We start from the raw sequence: 16,667 nt of genomic DNA on the forward strand, positions 1-16,667 counted from the left end.
CCCTAGCTGGATGGTTCTGGAAGTCGCACTGATCGACGTTCTTGAAGGCCGCGAGGACGAGTTCGCCGCCGCGTACCGCAAGGCCCACGAGGTGCTGGCCACCACGCCGGGCTGCCGCTCGGTGCGGATGACCCGCGGCATCGAGAGCGCGTCGCGGTTCGTGCTGCTCGTGGAGTGGGACTCGGTCGACGCCCACCTGGACAACTTCCGGGCGACGGACCGGTTCGGGACGTGGCGGGGGCTCATCGGGCCGTACTTCGACGGAGCCCCCACGGTGGAGCACTTCACCGACGTCGAGGTCTAGTCGCCGTCCTTCTTGTAGACCACGAAGTCCAGATTCGACGTGTACAGCGCACCGGTGACGAGCTCGCCCGCCCTGGTCATGAACCAGGCGTAGCGGTTCTCGCTGGTGCGCACGCACACCCGCGCCCCCGGCACCAGGCTGCCGATCACGACCTGACTGACCCAGCGGCTCTCCGGCACCGCGGTGCAGGCGGCCAGCGACGGGGTGTCGGCGGTGAGCAGGACCGCGAACTTCGCCCCGTTGGCGGCCGTGATGCCGATCGCACCGGCGGTGGCGTCGGCCCCGGCGGCCTGCTTGCTACCGCTGTCAAAGTCGTACGCGTCGTCGGGCTGGCCGGCCAGCACCACGAACTGGGCGGTGCCGGCGCGCAGGATGCCGGTGCTCGGCGGCGCGGCGGGGACCGTCGCGGTGCCGCTCGGGCTCGCGCCCGCGCTTGGGTCGCTGCTGGTGGAACCGGCGGCGGGGGCGCCGGCACTGGAGGTACCAACGCTGGCACTGGCACTTTCGACAATGACCGGGAGCGCCGGTGCCTGGGTCGTCGGGTCCGGGGCTGCCGTGGTGGCCGAGTCCGTGAGGCTCTTGTTGTCCGATTTGTCGCGAGTCGCCAGCACCGCGCCGACGGCGGCGACCACCAGCACGATGAGCCCGATCACGAGCAGGCCGATGCGGCCTTTCCGCGAAGGCTTCGGCTCGGGTTCCGGCGCCGGGGGCTCCACCTCGACAGGGGGCTCCTCGACCGGCGGCTTCTCCGCGGCCGGCGTCGCCTGGCGCGGCACGATCGAGTACGCCGACGTGGGCCAGCCCGATCCGCCGTCCAGCGGCGAGTCCGACATCCAGCCTCGGCGGCTCTTCGGCTTCGGCGGTGGCGACCCGTTGACCTGGTCCTGGCCGTTTTCCGGCTCCATGCAGCGCGTCCTTCTGGTCCTGGCAGATGTGCAGTTGCCCGGCAGAGTATCGCTGACCGCCACGGGCGCGCGCCACGGCGGAACGGACCTGTTACCGAGCCAGCATCTGCGCGACCGCGTTGGCGCCGCTGGCCGTATACCAGCCGCTCACGGCCAGCATTCCCAGCACCGCCGCGGCGACCAGGAACGCCCAGCCGTCGGTGGTGCCCCGCCAGCGCGGGTTGATGTTGCGATGGCGCGGGTGGCCCGCGGGCCGGCGACCGGCCGGAGCCCTGCCGCTACCCTGCGGCATGAACCCTGCCCAATCGCGGCGCGCCAGGCCCGGCCGGCCCATGCTGTGTCGCCCCACTGTCCCGAACTCCCCCCGTGATCTTCTCTTGAGTCGGAAGATATCTTGACAAACCGCGCATTCCGTGCAGACCACGCCGCTCAGACCCCGGCGGGGCCGCGGGATTCACCTTCAGGTGTGATGTCGTGATGAGGATGGTTGGGCTCACGGGCGGCATCGGGTCCGGCAAGAGCGCGGTCGCGCAGCGGCTGGAGGCGCTCGGCGCGGTGATCGTCGACGCCGACAAGATCGCCCGGGAGGTCGTCGAGCCGGGAACGGAGGGGCTTGCGCGGGTCGCCGAGGCGTTCGGGCCCGGGGTGCTCGACCCGTCCGGGGCGCTCGACCGGCCGGCGCTGGCCCGGATCGTCTTCGCCGACGACGAGGCGCGACGCCGCCTTGAGGAGATCACCCACCCGCTGGTCAGGGGGCGCACGGCGGAGCTCGTGGCGGCGGCGCCGCCTGATTCGATCGTCGTCAACGATGTGCCCCTCCTGGTCGAAAAGGGCATGTCGCATTTGTACTCCCTGGTGCTCATCGTCTTCGCCGCTCTCCCGACCCGCCTGGACCGCCTGATGCGCATCAGGGGGATGTCGCGCGACGAGGCGATGGCCCGGATCGGCGCGCAAGCGACGGACGAGGAGCGGCGGGCGGTTGCGGACATTGCGATCGAGAACGACGGTACGCCCGAGGAGCTGGATCGCGAGGTGGCGGCGGCCTGGGAGCGCGTTTGCGCTGCTTGACGGCTTGTGACTTGCTCGACTCAAGTCTTGGAGCGCTTGCGACGACCGCGGACCGAGAGCGCTCCCGACGGGCGGAGGCCAGGGCGGTCGCGGCGGGCGGAGGCCCAGCGCGGTCGCGACGGTCGGAGGCTTAGGGCGCTCGCGGCGGCCGGTCGCGCGTATCGCGCGAGCCGCCCCTGGTGCGCTCGCCGGCCGTGACGGGCCGGGGCTGCAACCCGGGCGCCGGGAGGACCCGCGTGATGGGCGGGCCGGCTCTCCGGTCGGCCGCCGCGAGCGGCCTACGGCATCCACCGTAGACCGGTGATTCTCCCCACACAATCGCCAGGTTGAATACGCCTGGCCACCGAGGGCGAGCACCCGGAAAGTGTCATACCCCCCGCGTACGGTTGGGCCATGGCGCTCGACATCCCACGCTTGGACCGCCCGTTCGAGGTGGTCAGCGAATACAAGCCCTCCGGCGATCAGCCCGCGGCGATCGACGCCCTCGCCAAGCGGGTGCGGGGCGGGGACCGGCACACGGTCCTGCTGGGTGCGACCGGAACCGGCAAGAGCGCGACCACGGCCTGGCTGGTGGAGCGGCTCCAGCGCCCGACGCTGGTGCTCGCGCACAACAAGACCCTGGCCGCGCAGCTGGCCAAGGAGTTCCGCGATCTGATGCCGAACAACGCGGTCGAATACTTCGTCAGCTACTACGACTACTACCAGCCCGAGGCGTACATCCCGCAGACCGACACCTACATCGAGAAGGACTCGTCGGTCAACGAGGAGGTCGAGCGGCTGCGGCACTCGGCGACGATGAGCCTGCTGACCCGGCGCGACGTGATCGTGGTGGCGACGGTGTCGGCGATCTACGGCCTGGGCACGCCGGAGGAGTACCTCGACCGCGCGGCGAAGGTCAGCGTCGGCGAGGAGGTCGACCGGGACAAGCTGCTGCGGCGGTTGGTCGACATCCAGTACACCCGCAATGATCTTGCCTTCAACCGGGGCACGTTCCGGGTGCGGGGCGACACGCTGGAGATCATCCCGGCCTACGAGGAGCTCGCGATCCGCATCGAGTTCTTCGGCGACGAGATCGAGCGCCTCTCCTATCTGCACCCGCTGACCGGCGACGAGATCCGCCAGACCGACCAGCTGATGATCTTCCCGGCGACGCACTACGCGGCCGGGCCGGAGCGCATGGAGCGCGCGATCGCCGCCATCGAGATCGAGCTGGAGGAGCGGCTGGCCGAGCTCGACCGGGAGGGCAAGCTGCTGGAGGCCCAGCGGCTGCGGATGCGCACGACCTACGACGTCGAGATGATGCGCCAGGTCGGCTTCTGCAACGGCATCGAGAACTACTCCCGCCACATCGACGGGCGCGAGGCCGGCAGCCCGCCGCACTGCCTGCTCGACTACTTCCCCGACGACTTCCTGACCGTCATCGACGAGTCGCATGCGACGGTGCCGCAGATCGGCGGCATGTACGAGGGGGACGCCTCCCGCAAGCGGACGCTCGTCGAGCACGGGTTCCGGCTGCCGAGCGCGCAGGACAACCGGCCGCTGCGCTTCGACGAGTTCGAGGAGCGGGTGGGCCAGACGGTGTACCTGTCGGCGACGCCGGGTCCGTGGGAGATGGGCAAGGTCCAGGGCGAGTTCGTCGAGCAGGTGATCCGCCCGACCGGCCTGATCGACCCCGAGGTGGTGCTCAAGCCGACCAAGGGCCAGATCGACGACCTGATGCACGAGATCAACCTGCGCACCGAGCGCGACGAGCGGGTGCTGGTCACGACGCTGACCAAGAAGATGGCCGAGGACCTCACCGACTACCTGCTCGAGCACGGGATCCGGGTGCGCTACCTGCACTCCGAGGTCGACACCCTGCGCCGGGTGGAGCTGCTGCGGGAACTGCGCCGCGGCGAGTTCGACGTGCTGGTCGGCATCAACCTGCTGCGCGAGGGCCTCGACCTGCCGGAGGTGAGCCTGGTCGCGATCCTGGACGCGGACAAGGAGGGCTTCCTGCGGTCGGGGACGAGCCTCATCCAGACCATCGGGCGCGCGGCTCGCAACGTGTCGGGTCAGGTCCACATGTACGCGGACAAGATGACGCCGTCGATGGCCCAGGCGATCGACGAGACGAATCGGCGGCGGGAGAAGCAGCAGGCGTACAACAAGGCGAACGGGATCGATCCGCAGCCGCTTCGCAAGAAGCTCGGCGACATTCTGGACGACATCTACCGCGAGGCTGAGGACACCGCCGGGGCGGTCTCGGGGCATGGGCCTGGGGGCGCGGTGGTCATCGGCGGCGGGCGGCAGATGAGCCGGGGGAAGTCGCCGGAGAACACTCGGGCTCGGCAGAAGGGCGGGGGGACGAAGGGGGCTGCGGGGGCGCCTTCGGTGCCGGCTCGGGCTGGGATGGCTCGGGCGGAGCTGGCCTCGCTGATTCAGGATCTCAATGATCAGATGCTGGGGGCGGCTCGGGAGCTGCAGTTCGAGTTGGCGGCCAGGTTGCGGGATGAGGTTTCGGAGCTGAAGAAGGAGCTGCGGGCTATGGATGTTGCTGGGGTGAAGTAGGGCTTTTTAGCCAGGGGGGCCGGGGGGGCGGGGGCAGTGTGTCTCGAAGTGTGCCCCCCAGCCCGGTCTGGGAAGGGGCTGAGGTAAAGCGCTCCGGCCGACGGCCCGGCGGCGTGGTTGTGAGCCCTCGGGCTTAGGCAGTGCATGGGCTGAGGTAATGCGCTCCCGACCGACGGGCCGGCGGCGGCATGGTTGCGAGCCCTCGGGCTTCGGCAGTGCATGGGCTGAGGTAAAGCGCTCCCGACCGACGGGCCGGCGGCGGCATGGTTGCGAGCCCTCGGGCTGAGGCGGTGCATGAGCCTGAAGTAGTTGCGCACGGGAAAGCCCCGGGTCCTTTGTGGACCCGGGGCTTTCCGTTTGGTGCTTGTGCGCCTGAGCGCGCTGGGTCAGCTCTTGCCGCCGGCCAGCTTCTCGCGCAGGGCGGCCAGGGCCTCGTCCGTGGCCAGGGTGCCCGCCGGCTCCTCCGGGGCGCGAGCCGCGGTCGGGGTCGACGAGGAGACGGCGCCGCCGCCCTGGGGGGCTGCTGCGGCCGGCTCGGCGGTCGCGTCGGCCTGGCGGGCCGTCTGGACCTGCTTGGTGTGGGCCTCCCAGCGCTGGCGGGCCTCAGCGTACTGCTGCTCCCACGCCTCGCGCTGCTTCTCGAAGCCGGGCATCCACTCGGCGGTCTCCGGGTCGAAGCCCTCCGGGTAGATGTAGTTGCCCTGCTCGTCGTAGGTCGCCGACATGCCGTAGAGGGTCGGGTCGAAGTGCTCCTCGCCCTCGACGAAGCCCTCGTTGGCCTGCTTGAGCGACAGCGAGATCCGGCGGCGCTCGAGGTCGATGTCGATGACCTTGACCATGACGTCCGAGCCGACCTGGACGACCTGCTCCGGGATCTCCACGTGGCGCTCGGCCAGCTCGGAGATGTGGACCAGGCCCTCGATGCCGTCGTCGACGCGGACGAAGGCGCCGAACGGGACGAGCTTGGTGACCTTACCGGGGACGATCTGCTGGATCGCGTGGGTCCGGGCGAACTGACGCCACGGGTCCTCCTGGGTCGCCTTCAGCGACAGGGAGACGCGCTCACGGTCCAGATCGACGTCGAGGACCTCGACCTCCACCTCCTGGCCGACCTCGACCACCTCGGACGGGTGATCGATGTGCTTCCAGGAGAGCTCGGAGACGTGGACCAGGCCGTCGACACCACCGAGGTCGACGAACGCACCGAAGTTGACGATCGAGGACACAACGCCCTTGCGGACCTGGCCCTTCTGCAGCTTGTGCAGGAACTCGGTCCGGACCTCGGACTGGGTCTGCTCGAGGTAGGCCCGGCGGGACAGCACCACGTTGTTGCGGTTCTTGTCCAGCTCGATGATCTTCGCCTCGAGCTCGCGGCCCACGTAGGGCTGCAGGTCCCGGACACGACGCATCTCGACCAGGGAGGCGGGCAGGAAGCCGCGCAGGCCGATGTCGAGGATGAGACCACCCTTGACGACCTCGATGACGGAGCCGCGGACGACGCCGTCGTCCTCCTTGATCTTCTCGATCGTGCCCCAGGCCCGCTCGTACTGAGCGCGCTTCTTGGACAGGATCAGACGGCCTTCCTTGTCCTCCTTCTGGAGAACCAGGGCCTCGATGTGGTCACCGACCGACACGACCTCAGCAGGGTCGACATCGTGCTTGATCGACAGCTCGCGCGAGGGGATGACACCCTCGGTCTTGTAGCCGATGTCGAGCAGGACCTCGTCCCGGTCGACCTTGACGACGGTGCCTTCGACGATGTCGCCGTCATTGAAGTACTTGATGGTCTCATCGATCGCGGCGAGGAACGCCTCCTCGGATCCGAGGTCGTCGATGGTGACCTTGTTGCTGCTGGCGCTCGAGGTGGCCTCGATGCTGCTCGTCATGTGGGCTGTTGCTCCGGTCGGTGGATTTGCCTGCTGAACCTGCGCGCTCCCGCGGACCCGTCGTCGGGCACAACCCGCCAATCGCAGTTCAGGATCAGTGCAATGGAAGCTCAGGATGTGTTCGGCGACCGTGAGCCTGCTCCATGCCGAGGCGCCACAAACCCACGAGTGCACCGATCAGCCTACCCTGCGCAATACCACATGGTCCAACCCTCCCCCAGACCCGATCTGCCGACTTTCGCGGGCCTACCGTTGCTCCCCATGGAATCGTCACCTGACGCAGGCGTCACACGACGCGCCGTGAGCCCCGCCGAGAGCCGCCGGGCCAGCCGGCGCTGGTGGGACGGCGATGCCGACGCCTACCAGGCCGAACACGGTTCCTTCCTCGGCGACGCCGATTTCGTCTGGTGCCCCGAGGGCCTGCGCGAGGCCGACGCCCACCTCCTGGGCGAGGTCAGCGGCCGAAGGGTCCTCGAAATCGGCTGCGGCGCCGCCTCCTGCTCCCGCTGGCTGAAGACCCAGGGCGCCGAGGTCGTGGCCTCGGACCTGTCCGCCGGCATGCTCCGCCACGCCCAGCTCGGAGTCGCCCGATCGGGTGTACCGGTCCCGCTCCTGCAGGCCGACGCCACCGCCCTCCCGTTCGCCGAGGGCGTATTCGACATCGTCTGCACAGCCTTCGGCGCCGTCCCGTTCGTAGCGGACTCGGCGAGGGTCATGCGCGAGGTCTACCGAGTCCTCAAACCGGGCGGCCGCTGGGCCTTCTCCATCACCCACCCCATGCGCTGGGTCTTCCTGGACGACCCGGGCGAGGGCGGCCTGGTGGCCGTCCACTCCTACTTCGACCGCCGCGCCTACGTGGAGCAGGACGAACGCCACGTCCCGACGTACGTGGAGCAGCACCGCACCCTGGGCGACCGCATCCGCGAACTGGTGGCCGCCGGCTTCATCCTGAACGACCTGATAGAGCCGGAATGGCCGGAAAACCACGACAAGGAATGGGGCCAGTGGAGCCCACTCCGCGGAAAGATCTTCCCGGGAACAGCGATCTTCATAGCCACGAAACCCCGCTAAATGATGATATGTCCGATAAGTCGGGCGCGCCAGCGCCCGACTTATCGCGACAAAGGCAGAACCGGCGCACAGCGGCAAACGGTCCGAAGCGCAAACCGCCCAGCCCATGCGCTGCCTCAGCCGAGGGGCGGGCAAGCAACCACACGCCGGGCCGTAGGGCGGGAGTGCACAACCTCAGCCCATTCCCAGACCGAGCAAAGGGGCGCACTTCGAGACACACTGCCCCGGCCCCCCGCACCCCCCGGCCCCGCTCACCAAAGAAACCTCAGTGATCCGCAGCGTTCCAATCCGACCCGACGCCCACCGACACACCCAGCGGCACATCCAGCGGATAAGCCCCGCCCATGGCCTCCCGGACCAGAGACTCCAGCGCCTCCCGCTCCCCGATGGCCACCTCGAACACCAGCTCATCGTGAACCTGCAACAGCATCCGTGACCGGAGACCCGAGTCGCGAAGCGCCACGTCCACCCGCAGCATCGCGACCTTGATGATGTCCGCCGCCGACCCCTGGATCGGGGCGTTCAGCGCCATCCGCTCGGCCATCTCCCGCCGCTGCCGGTTGTCGCTGTTCAGGTCCGGCAGGTAGCGGCGCCGGCCCAGGACCGTCTCCGTGTAGCCGTCGCGGCGCGCCTGGCCGACGATCGAGCGCAGGTAGTCGCGCACGCCGCCGAACGTGGCGAAGTACTCCTCCATGAGGACCGTGGCCTCCGCCGGCGTGATGCCGAGCTGGGTGCCGAGGCCGTAGGAGGACAGGCCGTAGGCCAGGCCGTAGTTCATCGCCTTGATCTTGCGGCGCTGGTCGGGGATGACCTCGTCGACCGGGACCGAGAAGACCGAGGACGCCGTGGAGGCGTGGAAGTCGAAGCCGGAGTTGAAGGCCTCGATGAGCGCCTCGTCCTTCGACAGGTGCGCCATGATGCGCATCTCGATCTGGCTGTAGTCGGCGGTCAGCAGGGTTTCGAAGCCCTCGCCGACGATGAAGGCGCGGCGAATGCGCCGGCCCTCCTCGGTGCGGATCGGGATGTTCTGCAGGTTGGGGTCGGTGCTGGAGAGCCGGCCGGTCGCCGCCACGGTCTGGAAATACGTGGTGTGGATGCGGCCGTCGTCGCTGATGGACTTCAGCAGGCCGTCGACCGTGGTCTTGAGCTTGGCGACGTCGCGGTGGCGCAGGAGGTGCTCCAGGAGCGGGTGCTCGGTCTGCGCGTAGAGGCCCTGGAGGGCGTCGGCGTCGGTGGTGTAGCCGGTCTTGATCTTCTTGGTCTTCGGCAGGGAGAGCTCGTTGAAGAGGATCTCCTGCAGCTGCTTGGGCGAGCCGAGGTTGAACTCGCGGCCGATCACGCCGTACGCGGACTGGGCGGCGCCCTTCACGCCCGCGGCGAACTGGGCCTCGAGCTCGCTCAGGTACTCCGTGTCGGCGGCGATGCCGGCCCGCTCCATCTCGGCGAGCACGTAGACGAGGGGCAGCTCGACGTCGGCCAGCAGGCGGGCCGACGAGTCGCCGTCGCGGCGCAGCTCCTCGCCGATGGCCTCGGCCAGGTCGAGGGTGGCCCGCGCGCGGAGCATGAGGTTTTCCTCGGCCTCGCCGGTGTTGGCGCCGAGGCCCTCCAGGGTCAGCTGGCCGGACTCGGGGGCGTCGACCCGTAGCTCGCGCTTGAGGTAGCGCAGGGCCAGGTCGTTGAGGTCGTAGGAGCGCTGGTCGGGCCGGGCGAGGTAGGCCTCCAGGGCGGTGTCGCTGACCACGCCGGCCAGCTCGGCCCAGCCCCGGGCCTGGAACGCCAGGCGGGCCGGCTTCACGTCGTGCAGGACCTTGGGCCGGTCGGCGGCGGCCAGCCAGGCGGCGACCGCGGCGTCGTCGGCCGCGTCGAGCTCGCCCGGGTCGAACCAGGCGGCGGGGCCGTCGGCGACGGCGATCGCGAGGCCGGTCAGGGTGCCGGTGCCGCGGCCGAACTTGCCGGAGACGGCCACGCCGGTGCGGGTGCCGGCCGGGGCGTGCTGCTCCAGCCAGGCGGCGACGCCGCCGTGCAGCACCTCGCCGTTGAGGTCGAAGCCGGACTCGGCCTCGGGCTCGACCGCGTCGAGGTACTGATACAGCCGCTCCCGCAGCACCCGGAACTCGAGCGAGTCGAAGATCTGGTGCACGGCCTCGCGGTCCCAGCCCCGCCACTTGACGTCCTCGGGGCCGATCGGCAGCTCGAGGTCGTCCCGCAGCCGGTTGAGGTCGTAGTTGCGCATGATCTCGGCGAGGTGGGCGCGCACGTTCTCGCCGGCCTTGCCCTTGATCTCGTCGACCCGCGCGATGATCCCGTCGAGGCCGCCGAACTGCACGATCCACTTGGCGGCGGTCTTGTCGCCGACCCCCGGCACGCCGGACAGGTTGTCGCTGTCCTCGCCGACGAGGGCGGCCTTGTCCCGGTACTGCGACGGCGGGATCCCGTACTTCTCCTCGACCTTGGCCGGGGTCATGCGGTCCATCTCGGTCACGCCGCGCTTGAGGTAGAGCACGGTGACGTTGTCGCTGACCAGCTGGAACGAGTCCCGGTCGCCGGTGATGATGGCGGTCGGCATGCCGATCTCGCTGGCTTGGCGGGCCAGCGTGGCGATCACGTCGTCGGCCTCGAAGCCGGGCTTCTCCACGAACGGGATCCGCAGCGCGTTGAGGATCTCCTTGATGAGCGGCACCTGGCCGGCGAACTCGGGCCGGGTGGCCGAGCGGTTCGCCTTGTACTCCGCATACTGCTCGAGGCGGAACGTCTGGCGGGAGACGTCGAAGGCCACGGCGATGTGCGTGGGCTGCTCGTCGCGCAGCATGTTGATCAGCATCGACGTGAAGCCGAAGACGGCGTTGGTCACCTGGCCCGTCGCCGTGGAGAAGTTGTCCGTGGGGAGCGCGAAGAACGCCCGGTAGGCGAGCGAGTGCCCGTCGAGGAGCAACAGCTTGGAGTCAGTCGAACCCGTCACGCCAGCGAGCCTAGTCCGGGGGTACGACAAAAACTCCGGCAGCCCTTTGGGGCGTTTTGTCCGTTTCACCCGACCGGTGAGGCTTGTCCGGCAGTCGTCCGTTCGCCGTCCGCGAAAACCCGCGACAAAGCGATTCACGTTGCGGTTGCGAACAGGAAGATTACGACTGCGCAACTTCCTTGGGCGTGTTGGCCCGAAGGCCTAGTGCCACGCGGGCACTGTCATTAGGTTGTGCCTTCATCAGCGTCTTGGCAACTAGGCGCAACCACGCCTACCGCGCTGTTAAAAAGGAGACAGGTGATGATCCGCCCCAATCTCGGATGGCGCTCCGTTGCCGTGCTGAGTGCCGCGTGCCTGGCGCTCGGTGCCTGCGGCGATGACAAGTCCGACACTCCCTCGACGGGCGCCACCAGCGGCGGCGCCGCGGCGGCCGGCGACGGCGTTCTCAAGATCGGCACGATCCTGCCGCAGACCGGCTCGCTGGCCTTCCTCGGCCCCCCGGAGTTCGCCGGCGTCGACGTGGCCATCAAGGAGATCAACGACAACGGCGGCGTGCTCGGCAAGCCCGTGACGATCCAGCACATGGACTCGGGCGACACCTCCACGGACATCGCCACCCAGTCCGTCAACAAGCTGCTCACCGACAAGACCGACGTCATCATCGGCGCGGCCTCGTCGTCCGTCTCGCTCTCCGTCATCGACAAGATCACGGGCGCGGGCGTCGTGGAGATCTCGCCGGCGAACACGTCGACGGCGTTCACCACGTACAACGACCACGGCCTGTACTTCCGTACCGCTCCCCCGGACACCCTGCAGGGCCGCGTGCTCGGCGACCTGATCGTCCAGGACGGCAACGCGAACGTCGGCATGCTCGTCCTCAACGACTCCTACGGCACCGGCCTCGCCGAGAACGCCAAGAAGGAGATCGAGAGCGGCGGCGGCAAGGTCGTGGCCTCGGTGACCTACGACCCGAAGGCCGCGGACTTCAGCGGTGAGGTCGGCCAGATCAAGGCGGCCAACCCCGACGCGATCGCCATCATCGGCTTCGACGAGACCAAGAAGATCGTCCCGAAGCTGGTCGAGGCGGGCCTGAAGAACAAGAAGTGGTACTTCGTGGACGGCAACATCGCCGACTACTCGAAGGACTTCCCGGCCGGCACCCTGACCGGCTACAAGGGCACCCAGCCCGGCGCCGAGACCAAGGCCGACTTCAAGCAGCGGCTGCTCGCGGCGAACAAGGACCTGAAGGACTTCAACTACGCCGTCGAGTCCTACGACGCCACCATCCTCTCGGCCCTGGCCGCCGAGGAGGCCGGCAGCGACAACCCGGCCGAGATCGCCAAGCACCTGACCACCGTCTCCAAGGGCGGCGAGAAGTGCACCGGCTACAAGCAGTGCCTGGACCTGATCAAGGCCAAGAAGGACATCGACTACGACGGCCTCTCCGGCCCGATCTCCTTCAACGACGCCGGTGACCCGGCCGAGGCCACCATCGGTGTCTACACCTACGGCCCGGACAACAAGCTCCTCCCGGACGTGAAGTACCAGGCCGGCAAGATCTGAGCCTGACGGCCTAGAGGAGGCCCCCGCCGCACACCGCGGCGGGGGCCTTTTCGCGCGCCTGGACCGGGGGCCGTTCCGACCTCGGAACGAGAAAGTTCCGCCTACGGAACAATAAGCCGCTAATAAACCTGGGAATACCGCAAGCCAGGAGTTGTAAAACGCTTGTAAAAGGACGAAGAAATCCCCCGCCGCCCAGGAGGGCGACGGGGGATTGCAATAAGCGGCTCAGGCGCGGGCAAGCGTCCCGAGGTACAACTCGATGACCCGCGGGTCGTTGATGAGTCCCTCGCCCGAGGCCGTGTAGGCGTTGCGCCCCTGGTCCAGCACGTACCCGCGGTCGCAGATCTGCAGGCACCGCCGCGCGTTCTGCTCAACCATCACGACCGTCACGCCGGTCGAGTTGATCTGCTTGGTCCGGAAGAACACCTCGTCCTGCAGCGCCGGCGAGAGGCCCGCCGACGGCTCGTCCAGCAGCAGGACCGTCGGCTCCATCATGAGCGCCCGGGCCATCGCCACCATCTGCCGCTCGCCGCCCGACATGAGACCGGCCCGCTGCTTGCGCCGCTCGGCCAGGGTCGGGAAGAGCTGGGTGACGAAGTCGAAGCGCTCCTTGAACCGCTTGGGCCGCAGGAACGTGCCCATCTGCAGGTTCTCCTCGATGGTCAGCGCCGCGAAGACGTTGTTCGTCTGCGGCACGAACCCGATGCCCCGCTCGACCAGGCCGTGCGCCTTCATGTTGGTGATCTTCTCGCCCCGCAGCGTGACCTCGCCGGAGCGGATGTTGACCAGACCGAACATGGCCTTGAGCAGCGTCGACTTGCCGGCGCCGTTCGGGCCGATGATGCCCACCAGCTCGCCGTCGTGCACGTAGAGGTCGGCGCCGTTGAGGATGTTCACGCCCGGCAGGTAGCCGGCCGTGACGTCGTCCGCGCGCAGTACCGCACCGTCGGCTTTTTCGAGGTGCTCGGTCCGGTCGATGATCTCGTTGTTGACCGGAGAAGCTTCGTCGGGAAGCTCAGGGGTGACGGTCATGGCCGATCCTTTCCATCCTCGCGCTCGAGCTCGTCGACGGCCGGGATGAGCGCCACGTCGTCGCCCGAGGCGAGCTCGCCGGCGTCGACCTCCTCGCCGCCGACGGTCTTGACCGCCCCGTCGTGGTGCGCGCCCAGGTAGGCGTCGATCACGCGCGGGTCGGCCATGACCTTGTCCGGGGTGCCCTCGGCGATCACGCCGCCCTGCCCCATGACGATGATCCAGTCGCTGATGTCGTGGACCATGTCCATGTCGTGCTCGACGAACAGCACGGTCATGCCGTCCTCGCGCAGCTGCTTGACGTGACCGAGCAGCGACTGCGTCAGGGCCGGGTTCACGCCGGCCATCGGCTCGTCGAGCATGACCATGTCGGGCTGGACCATGAGCGCCCGCGCCATCTCCAGCAGCTTGCGCTGGCCGCCGGAGAGGCTGCCGGCGAAGTCGTCCCTCTTGGCGATGAGCTTGAAGCGGGTCAGCAGATCCTCCGCGCGCGCGGTGATCTCGGCCTCCTGCTGCTTGTACAGGCTCGGGATCAGGGCGCTCCAGAAGCTCTCGCCCTTCTGCCCGGTGGCGCCCAGCCGCATGTTGTCGATGACCTTGAGCTTCGACAGGGCCTTGGTGAGCTGGAAGGTGCGGACCATGCCCTGCCGGGCGACCTTGTGTGCGGGTACCCCGGAAAGGCTCTTGCCGTTGAACGTCCACGAACCCTCGTCCGGCACGTCGAAGCCGGTGAGGAGGTTGAAGAACGTGGTCTTGCCGGCCCCGTTGGGCCCGATGAGGGCCGTGATCGAGCCGCGCTGGATCTCCACGTGCTTGACGTCGACCGCGGTGAGGCCGCCGAAGCGGCGCACCACGTTGTCGGCGATCAGGATCGGGTCGGGCTTGGGTACGCCCGGCTCGCAGTCGACGCCGGCCAGGGCCGCCGTCGCGCGCTCCTTGGCCGTGCCGGTGGCCTGGATGGGCTCAGCGGACATCGAGCATGACCTCCCTCTTGTCGCCGAAGATGCCCTGCGGGCGGTAGATCAGCATCAGGATCAGGCCGATGCCGACCAGGATGTACCGCACCGAGCCGGCCTGGTTGGTGCTGATCAGCCAGGACGGGATGTCCTTGTTGTTGATCGCCTCGGACAGCGTCGAGTCGACGAAGACCAGCAGCACCCAGAAGATCGCGGCGCCGATGACCGGGCCGAAGACCCGGGCCGCACCGCCGAGGATGACGATGGTGTACGCGAAGAACGTGAACTCCGTGCCCCACGTGTCGGGCTGCACCGCGGCGCGGTCGAGGGAGAACACGAAGCCGCCGAGGCAGCCGATGACGCCGCCCAGGACGAGCGACTGCATCTTGTACGAGAAGACGTTCTTGCCGAGGCTGCGCACGGCGTCCTCGTCCTCGCGGATGGCCTTGAGCACGCGGCCCCAGGGGCTCTTCATGAGCAGCCACACGACGAGGCAGGACAGCGCCACCAGGGTCCAGCCGACGAGCAGGACCCACAGCTCACGGTCGGTGAACGTGATCAGGTCGGCGATGTTGAGACCCTTGCTGCCCTGGAACGGGCTCAGGTCGTAGAAGTCCTGCGAGAAGCCCTGCAGGCCGTCCGAGGCGCCGGTCCACTTGCGCAGGTCGGTCGCGCGGTAGATGAGCCGGATGATCTCGGCCGCGGCGATCGTGACGATGGCCAGATAGTCCGCGCGCAGGCGCAGCGTCGGGATACCGAGCAGCAGCGCCAGGATGATCGAGGCGGCCAGGCCGATCGCCACGCCGAGGAAGAACGGCAGGCCGAACGTGGAGACCGTGATCGCGATGCCGTACGCGCCCACGCCCAGGAACGCCGACTGCCCGAAGTTGAGCAGGCCAGTGTAGCCGAAGTGGACGTTGAGGCCGATCGCCGCGAGCGCGTAAGCAATAGTGGTGGACCCGATGATCGCTTCCAGCGAGACGCTGAAGATGGAGTGCCAGTTCATCGTGTCCCCCTCAGCCGATCCGCGTCCGGCGGCCCAGGATGCCCTGAGGCCGGAAGAGCAGGATCACGATCAGTACGCCCAGCGCGCCCACGGTCTTGAGCTCCGACGGGATGAACAGCGTCGACAGCTGCACGAACAGGCCGATCACGAGGCTGCCGACGAGGGCGCCCCAGGCGGTGCCGAAGCCGCCCAGCGTGACCGCCGCGAAGACCAGCAGCAGGATCTGGAAGCCCATCTGGTAGCCGACGTTCTGGTAGGCGCCCAGGATCACGCCGGCGAGCGCGGCCAGGCCGCCGCCCATCGTCCAGACCAGCCGGATGATGCGGTCCACGTTGATGCCGGAGGCCGCGGCCAGGGCCGGGTTGTCGGCGACCGCGCGGGTCGCCTTGCCCAGCCGGGTGCCCAGCAGCGCCCAGGAGACGCCGACGATGGCCAGGATGGCGATCACGTCGCAGACGAGGTTCTTCGGCGCGATGGTGAACGGGCCGTAGTGCTCGCCGGGCTGCGCGTTGTACTCGGAGAAGGCGCGGGTCTCGCCGCCGAAGAAGTACAGGAAGATGTACCGCACCGCGAGCGACAGGCCGATCGAGATGATCATCGTGGTCACCATGTTGGTGCGCCGCCTGCGCAGCCAGCCCCAGAACGCGCGGTCCTGCGTGTAGCCGACGAGGCCGCCGATGATGACGGCGATCAGGCCGGACAGGATCAGCGGGAGGCCGATGGTCACGTTGAACAGGAACGTGATCAGCGCGCCGAAGGTCACCAGCTCGCCGTGGGCGAAGTTGGTCAGCCCGGTGGTGCCGAAGATCAGCGAGACGCCGAGCGCGGCCAGGGCGATGATGAGCGCGAAGTGGATTCCGGTGTACAGCAGGTCGGCGTACCGGTCGAAGCTCGACGGCGCCGCCGGGGCATTGGGTTGGTTCTGCCCGCCCGCGGCGCCCGCTCCACCGAGCGGGAACAGCACGTTGCGGGCCTGCCCGTCGGCCACCTGGGGCGTCAGGCTGGGGCGGTTGTTGGTCACGGTGACGCCCGACGGCAGGGAGCTCTGATCGAGGTCGACCCGGTAGGTGCCGGGGCCCGGGACCGGGATACTCCACTTGCCCTGAGCGTCTGAGGTCGCTTCGCCTACGGGCGCGCCGTCCTGGGTGAACGCCTTGATCTTGATCCCGGCGACGGGGGCGTCGCCGTTCTTCAGCGTTCCCTGCAGTGCCTCGCCCTCGGCCCAGGCGCTTGTGGCGCCCACGCCGAAGGAGAGCATCACGCAGGCCAGGAAGGCCGTGAGCATGATCACGGCTCTACGCAATGGTGCTCCTCGAATCAACGGTTACCGGCTGTGATCCCGAGCCTCGGGACTGGCGGATCATAGC

The 16,667-nt window shown here is 68.6% G+C and carries 13 protein-coding genes; 5 read left to right on the plus strand and 8 right to left on the minus strand.

The annotated features are described in order from the left end of the window. The first annotated feature begins 10 nt into the window (after positions 1-10). Positions 11-304 carry an antibiotic biosynthesis monooxygenase family protein gene (locus tag ACQPZ4_RS40750; RefSeq protein WP_433048588.1) on the plus strand — a complete coding sequence of 98 codons (294 nt, stop codon included), beginning with the start codon at positions 11-13 and terminating at the stop codon, positions 302-304. Here ACQPZ4_RS40750 and ACQPZ4_RS40755 read toward each other — a convergent pair. Both ACQPZ4_RS40755 and ACQPZ4_RS40760 read right to left on the minus strand, forming a co-directional pair. Then, complete coding sequence (locus tag ACQPZ4_RS40755) at positions 301-1,209, minus strand: hypothetical protein (RefSeq protein ID WP_433048591.1); 909 nt, start codon at positions 1,207-1,209, stop codon at positions 301-303. The two genes, ACQPZ4_RS40750 and ACQPZ4_RS40755, sit on opposite strands and share 4 nt — an antisense overlap. Before the next feature lie 91 nt (positions 1,210-1,300). Then, positions 1,301-1,501 (minus strand): hypothetical protein, encoded by a 201-nt coding sequence (locus tag ACQPZ4_RS40760; protein WP_433048594.1) that lies wholly within the window; start codon positions 1,499-1,501, stop codon positions 1,301-1,303. Between the two features lie 185 nt (positions 1,502-1,686). On the opposite strand from ACQPZ4_RS40760, the gene coaE reads away from it, so the two are divergent. After that, positions 1,687-2,277, plus strand: a complete 591-nt coding sequence (coaE, locus tag ACQPZ4_RS40765) for a dephospho-CoA kinase (RefSeq protein ID WP_433048597.1) — start codon at positions 1,687-1,689, stop codon at positions 2,275-2,277. 393 nt (positions 2,278-2,670) lie between these two features. Beyond that, complete coding sequence (gene uvrB, locus ACQPZ4_RS40770; protein ID WP_433048600.1) at positions 2,671-4,827, plus strand: excinuclease ABC subunit UvrB; 2,157 nt, start codon at positions 2,671-2,673, stop codon at positions 4,825-4,827. A 386-nt stretch (positions 4,828-5,213) separates the two neighbouring features. Here the strand turns inward: uvrB and rpsA are convergent, their stop codons facing one another. Beyond that, on the minus strand, positions 5,214-6,713 hold the full coding sequence (gene rpsA, locus ACQPZ4_RS40775; RefSeq protein WP_433048603.1) for a 30S ribosomal protein S1: 1,500 nt from the start codon (positions 6,711-6,713) through the stop codon (positions 5,214-5,216). 261 nt (positions 6,714-6,974) lie between these two features. Between rpsA and ACQPZ4_RS40780 the strand changes: the two genes are divergently transcribed. Then, positions 6,975-7,784 (plus strand): class I SAM-dependent methyltransferase, encoded by an 810-nt coding sequence (locus tag ACQPZ4_RS40780; protein ID WP_433048606.1) that lies wholly within the window; start codon positions 6,975-6,977, stop codon positions 7,782-7,784. Between the two features lie 265 nt (positions 7,785-8,049). Here the strand turns inward: ACQPZ4_RS40780 and polA are convergent, their stop codons facing one another. Further along, positions 8,050-10,743 (minus strand): DNA polymerase I, encoded by a 2,694-nt coding sequence (gene polA, locus ACQPZ4_RS40785; RefSeq protein ID WP_433048609.1) that lies wholly within the window; start codon positions 10,741-10,743, stop codon positions 8,050-8,052. A 300-nt stretch (positions 10,744-11,043) separates the two neighbouring features. On the opposite strand from polA, the gene ACQPZ4_RS40790 reads away from it, so the two are divergent. Next, positions 11,044-12,306 (plus strand): ABC transporter substrate-binding protein, encoded by a 1,263-nt coding sequence (locus tag ACQPZ4_RS40790; RefSeq protein ID WP_433048612.1) that lies wholly within the window; start codon positions 11,044-11,046, stop codon positions 12,304-12,306. A gap of 225 nt (positions 12,307-12,531) precedes the next feature. Here ACQPZ4_RS40790 and ACQPZ4_RS40795 read toward each other — a convergent pair whose 3' ends face one another. Genes ACQPZ4_RS40795 through ACQPZ4_RS40810 form a run of 4 tightly spaced genes read right to left on the minus strand, consistent with a single transcriptional unit; the run spans position 12,532 to position 16,585 of the window. After that, on the minus strand, positions 12,532-13,338 hold the full coding sequence (locus tag ACQPZ4_RS40795; protein ID WP_433048615.1) for an ABC transporter ATP-binding protein: 807 nt from the start codon (positions 13,336-13,338) through the stop codon (positions 12,532-12,534). After that, the gene (locus tag ACQPZ4_RS40800; protein WP_433048618.1) at positions 13,335-14,312 is read right to left on the minus strand and encodes an ABC transporter ATP-binding protein; all 978 of its coding nucleotides are present in this window, start codon (positions 14,310-14,312) and stop codon (positions 13,335-13,337) included. The genes ACQPZ4_RS40795 and ACQPZ4_RS40800 overlap by 4 nt, the downstream gene beginning before the upstream one ends. Continuing rightward, entirely contained in the window at positions 14,302-15,300 is a 999-nt protein-coding gene (locus ACQPZ4_RS40805) for a branched-chain amino acid ABC transporter permease (RefSeq protein ID WP_433048621.1), read from the minus strand. The genes ACQPZ4_RS40800 and ACQPZ4_RS40805 overlap by 11 nt, the downstream gene beginning before the upstream one ends. Before the next feature lie 10 nt (positions 15,301-15,310). After that, on the minus strand, positions 15,311-16,585 hold the full coding sequence (locus ACQPZ4_RS40810; RefSeq protein WP_433066893.1) for an ABC transporter permease subunit: 1,275 nt from the start codon (positions 16,583-16,585) through the stop codon (positions 15,311-15,313). Between the last annotated feature and the right edge of the window lie 82 nt (positions 16,586-16,667).

Origin of the sequence: Dactylosporangium sp. CS-033363 (assembly GCF_050942475.1) — a bacterium.
Lineage (GTDB): Bacteria > Actinomycetota > Actinomycetes > Mycobacteriales > Micromonosporaceae > Dactylosporangium.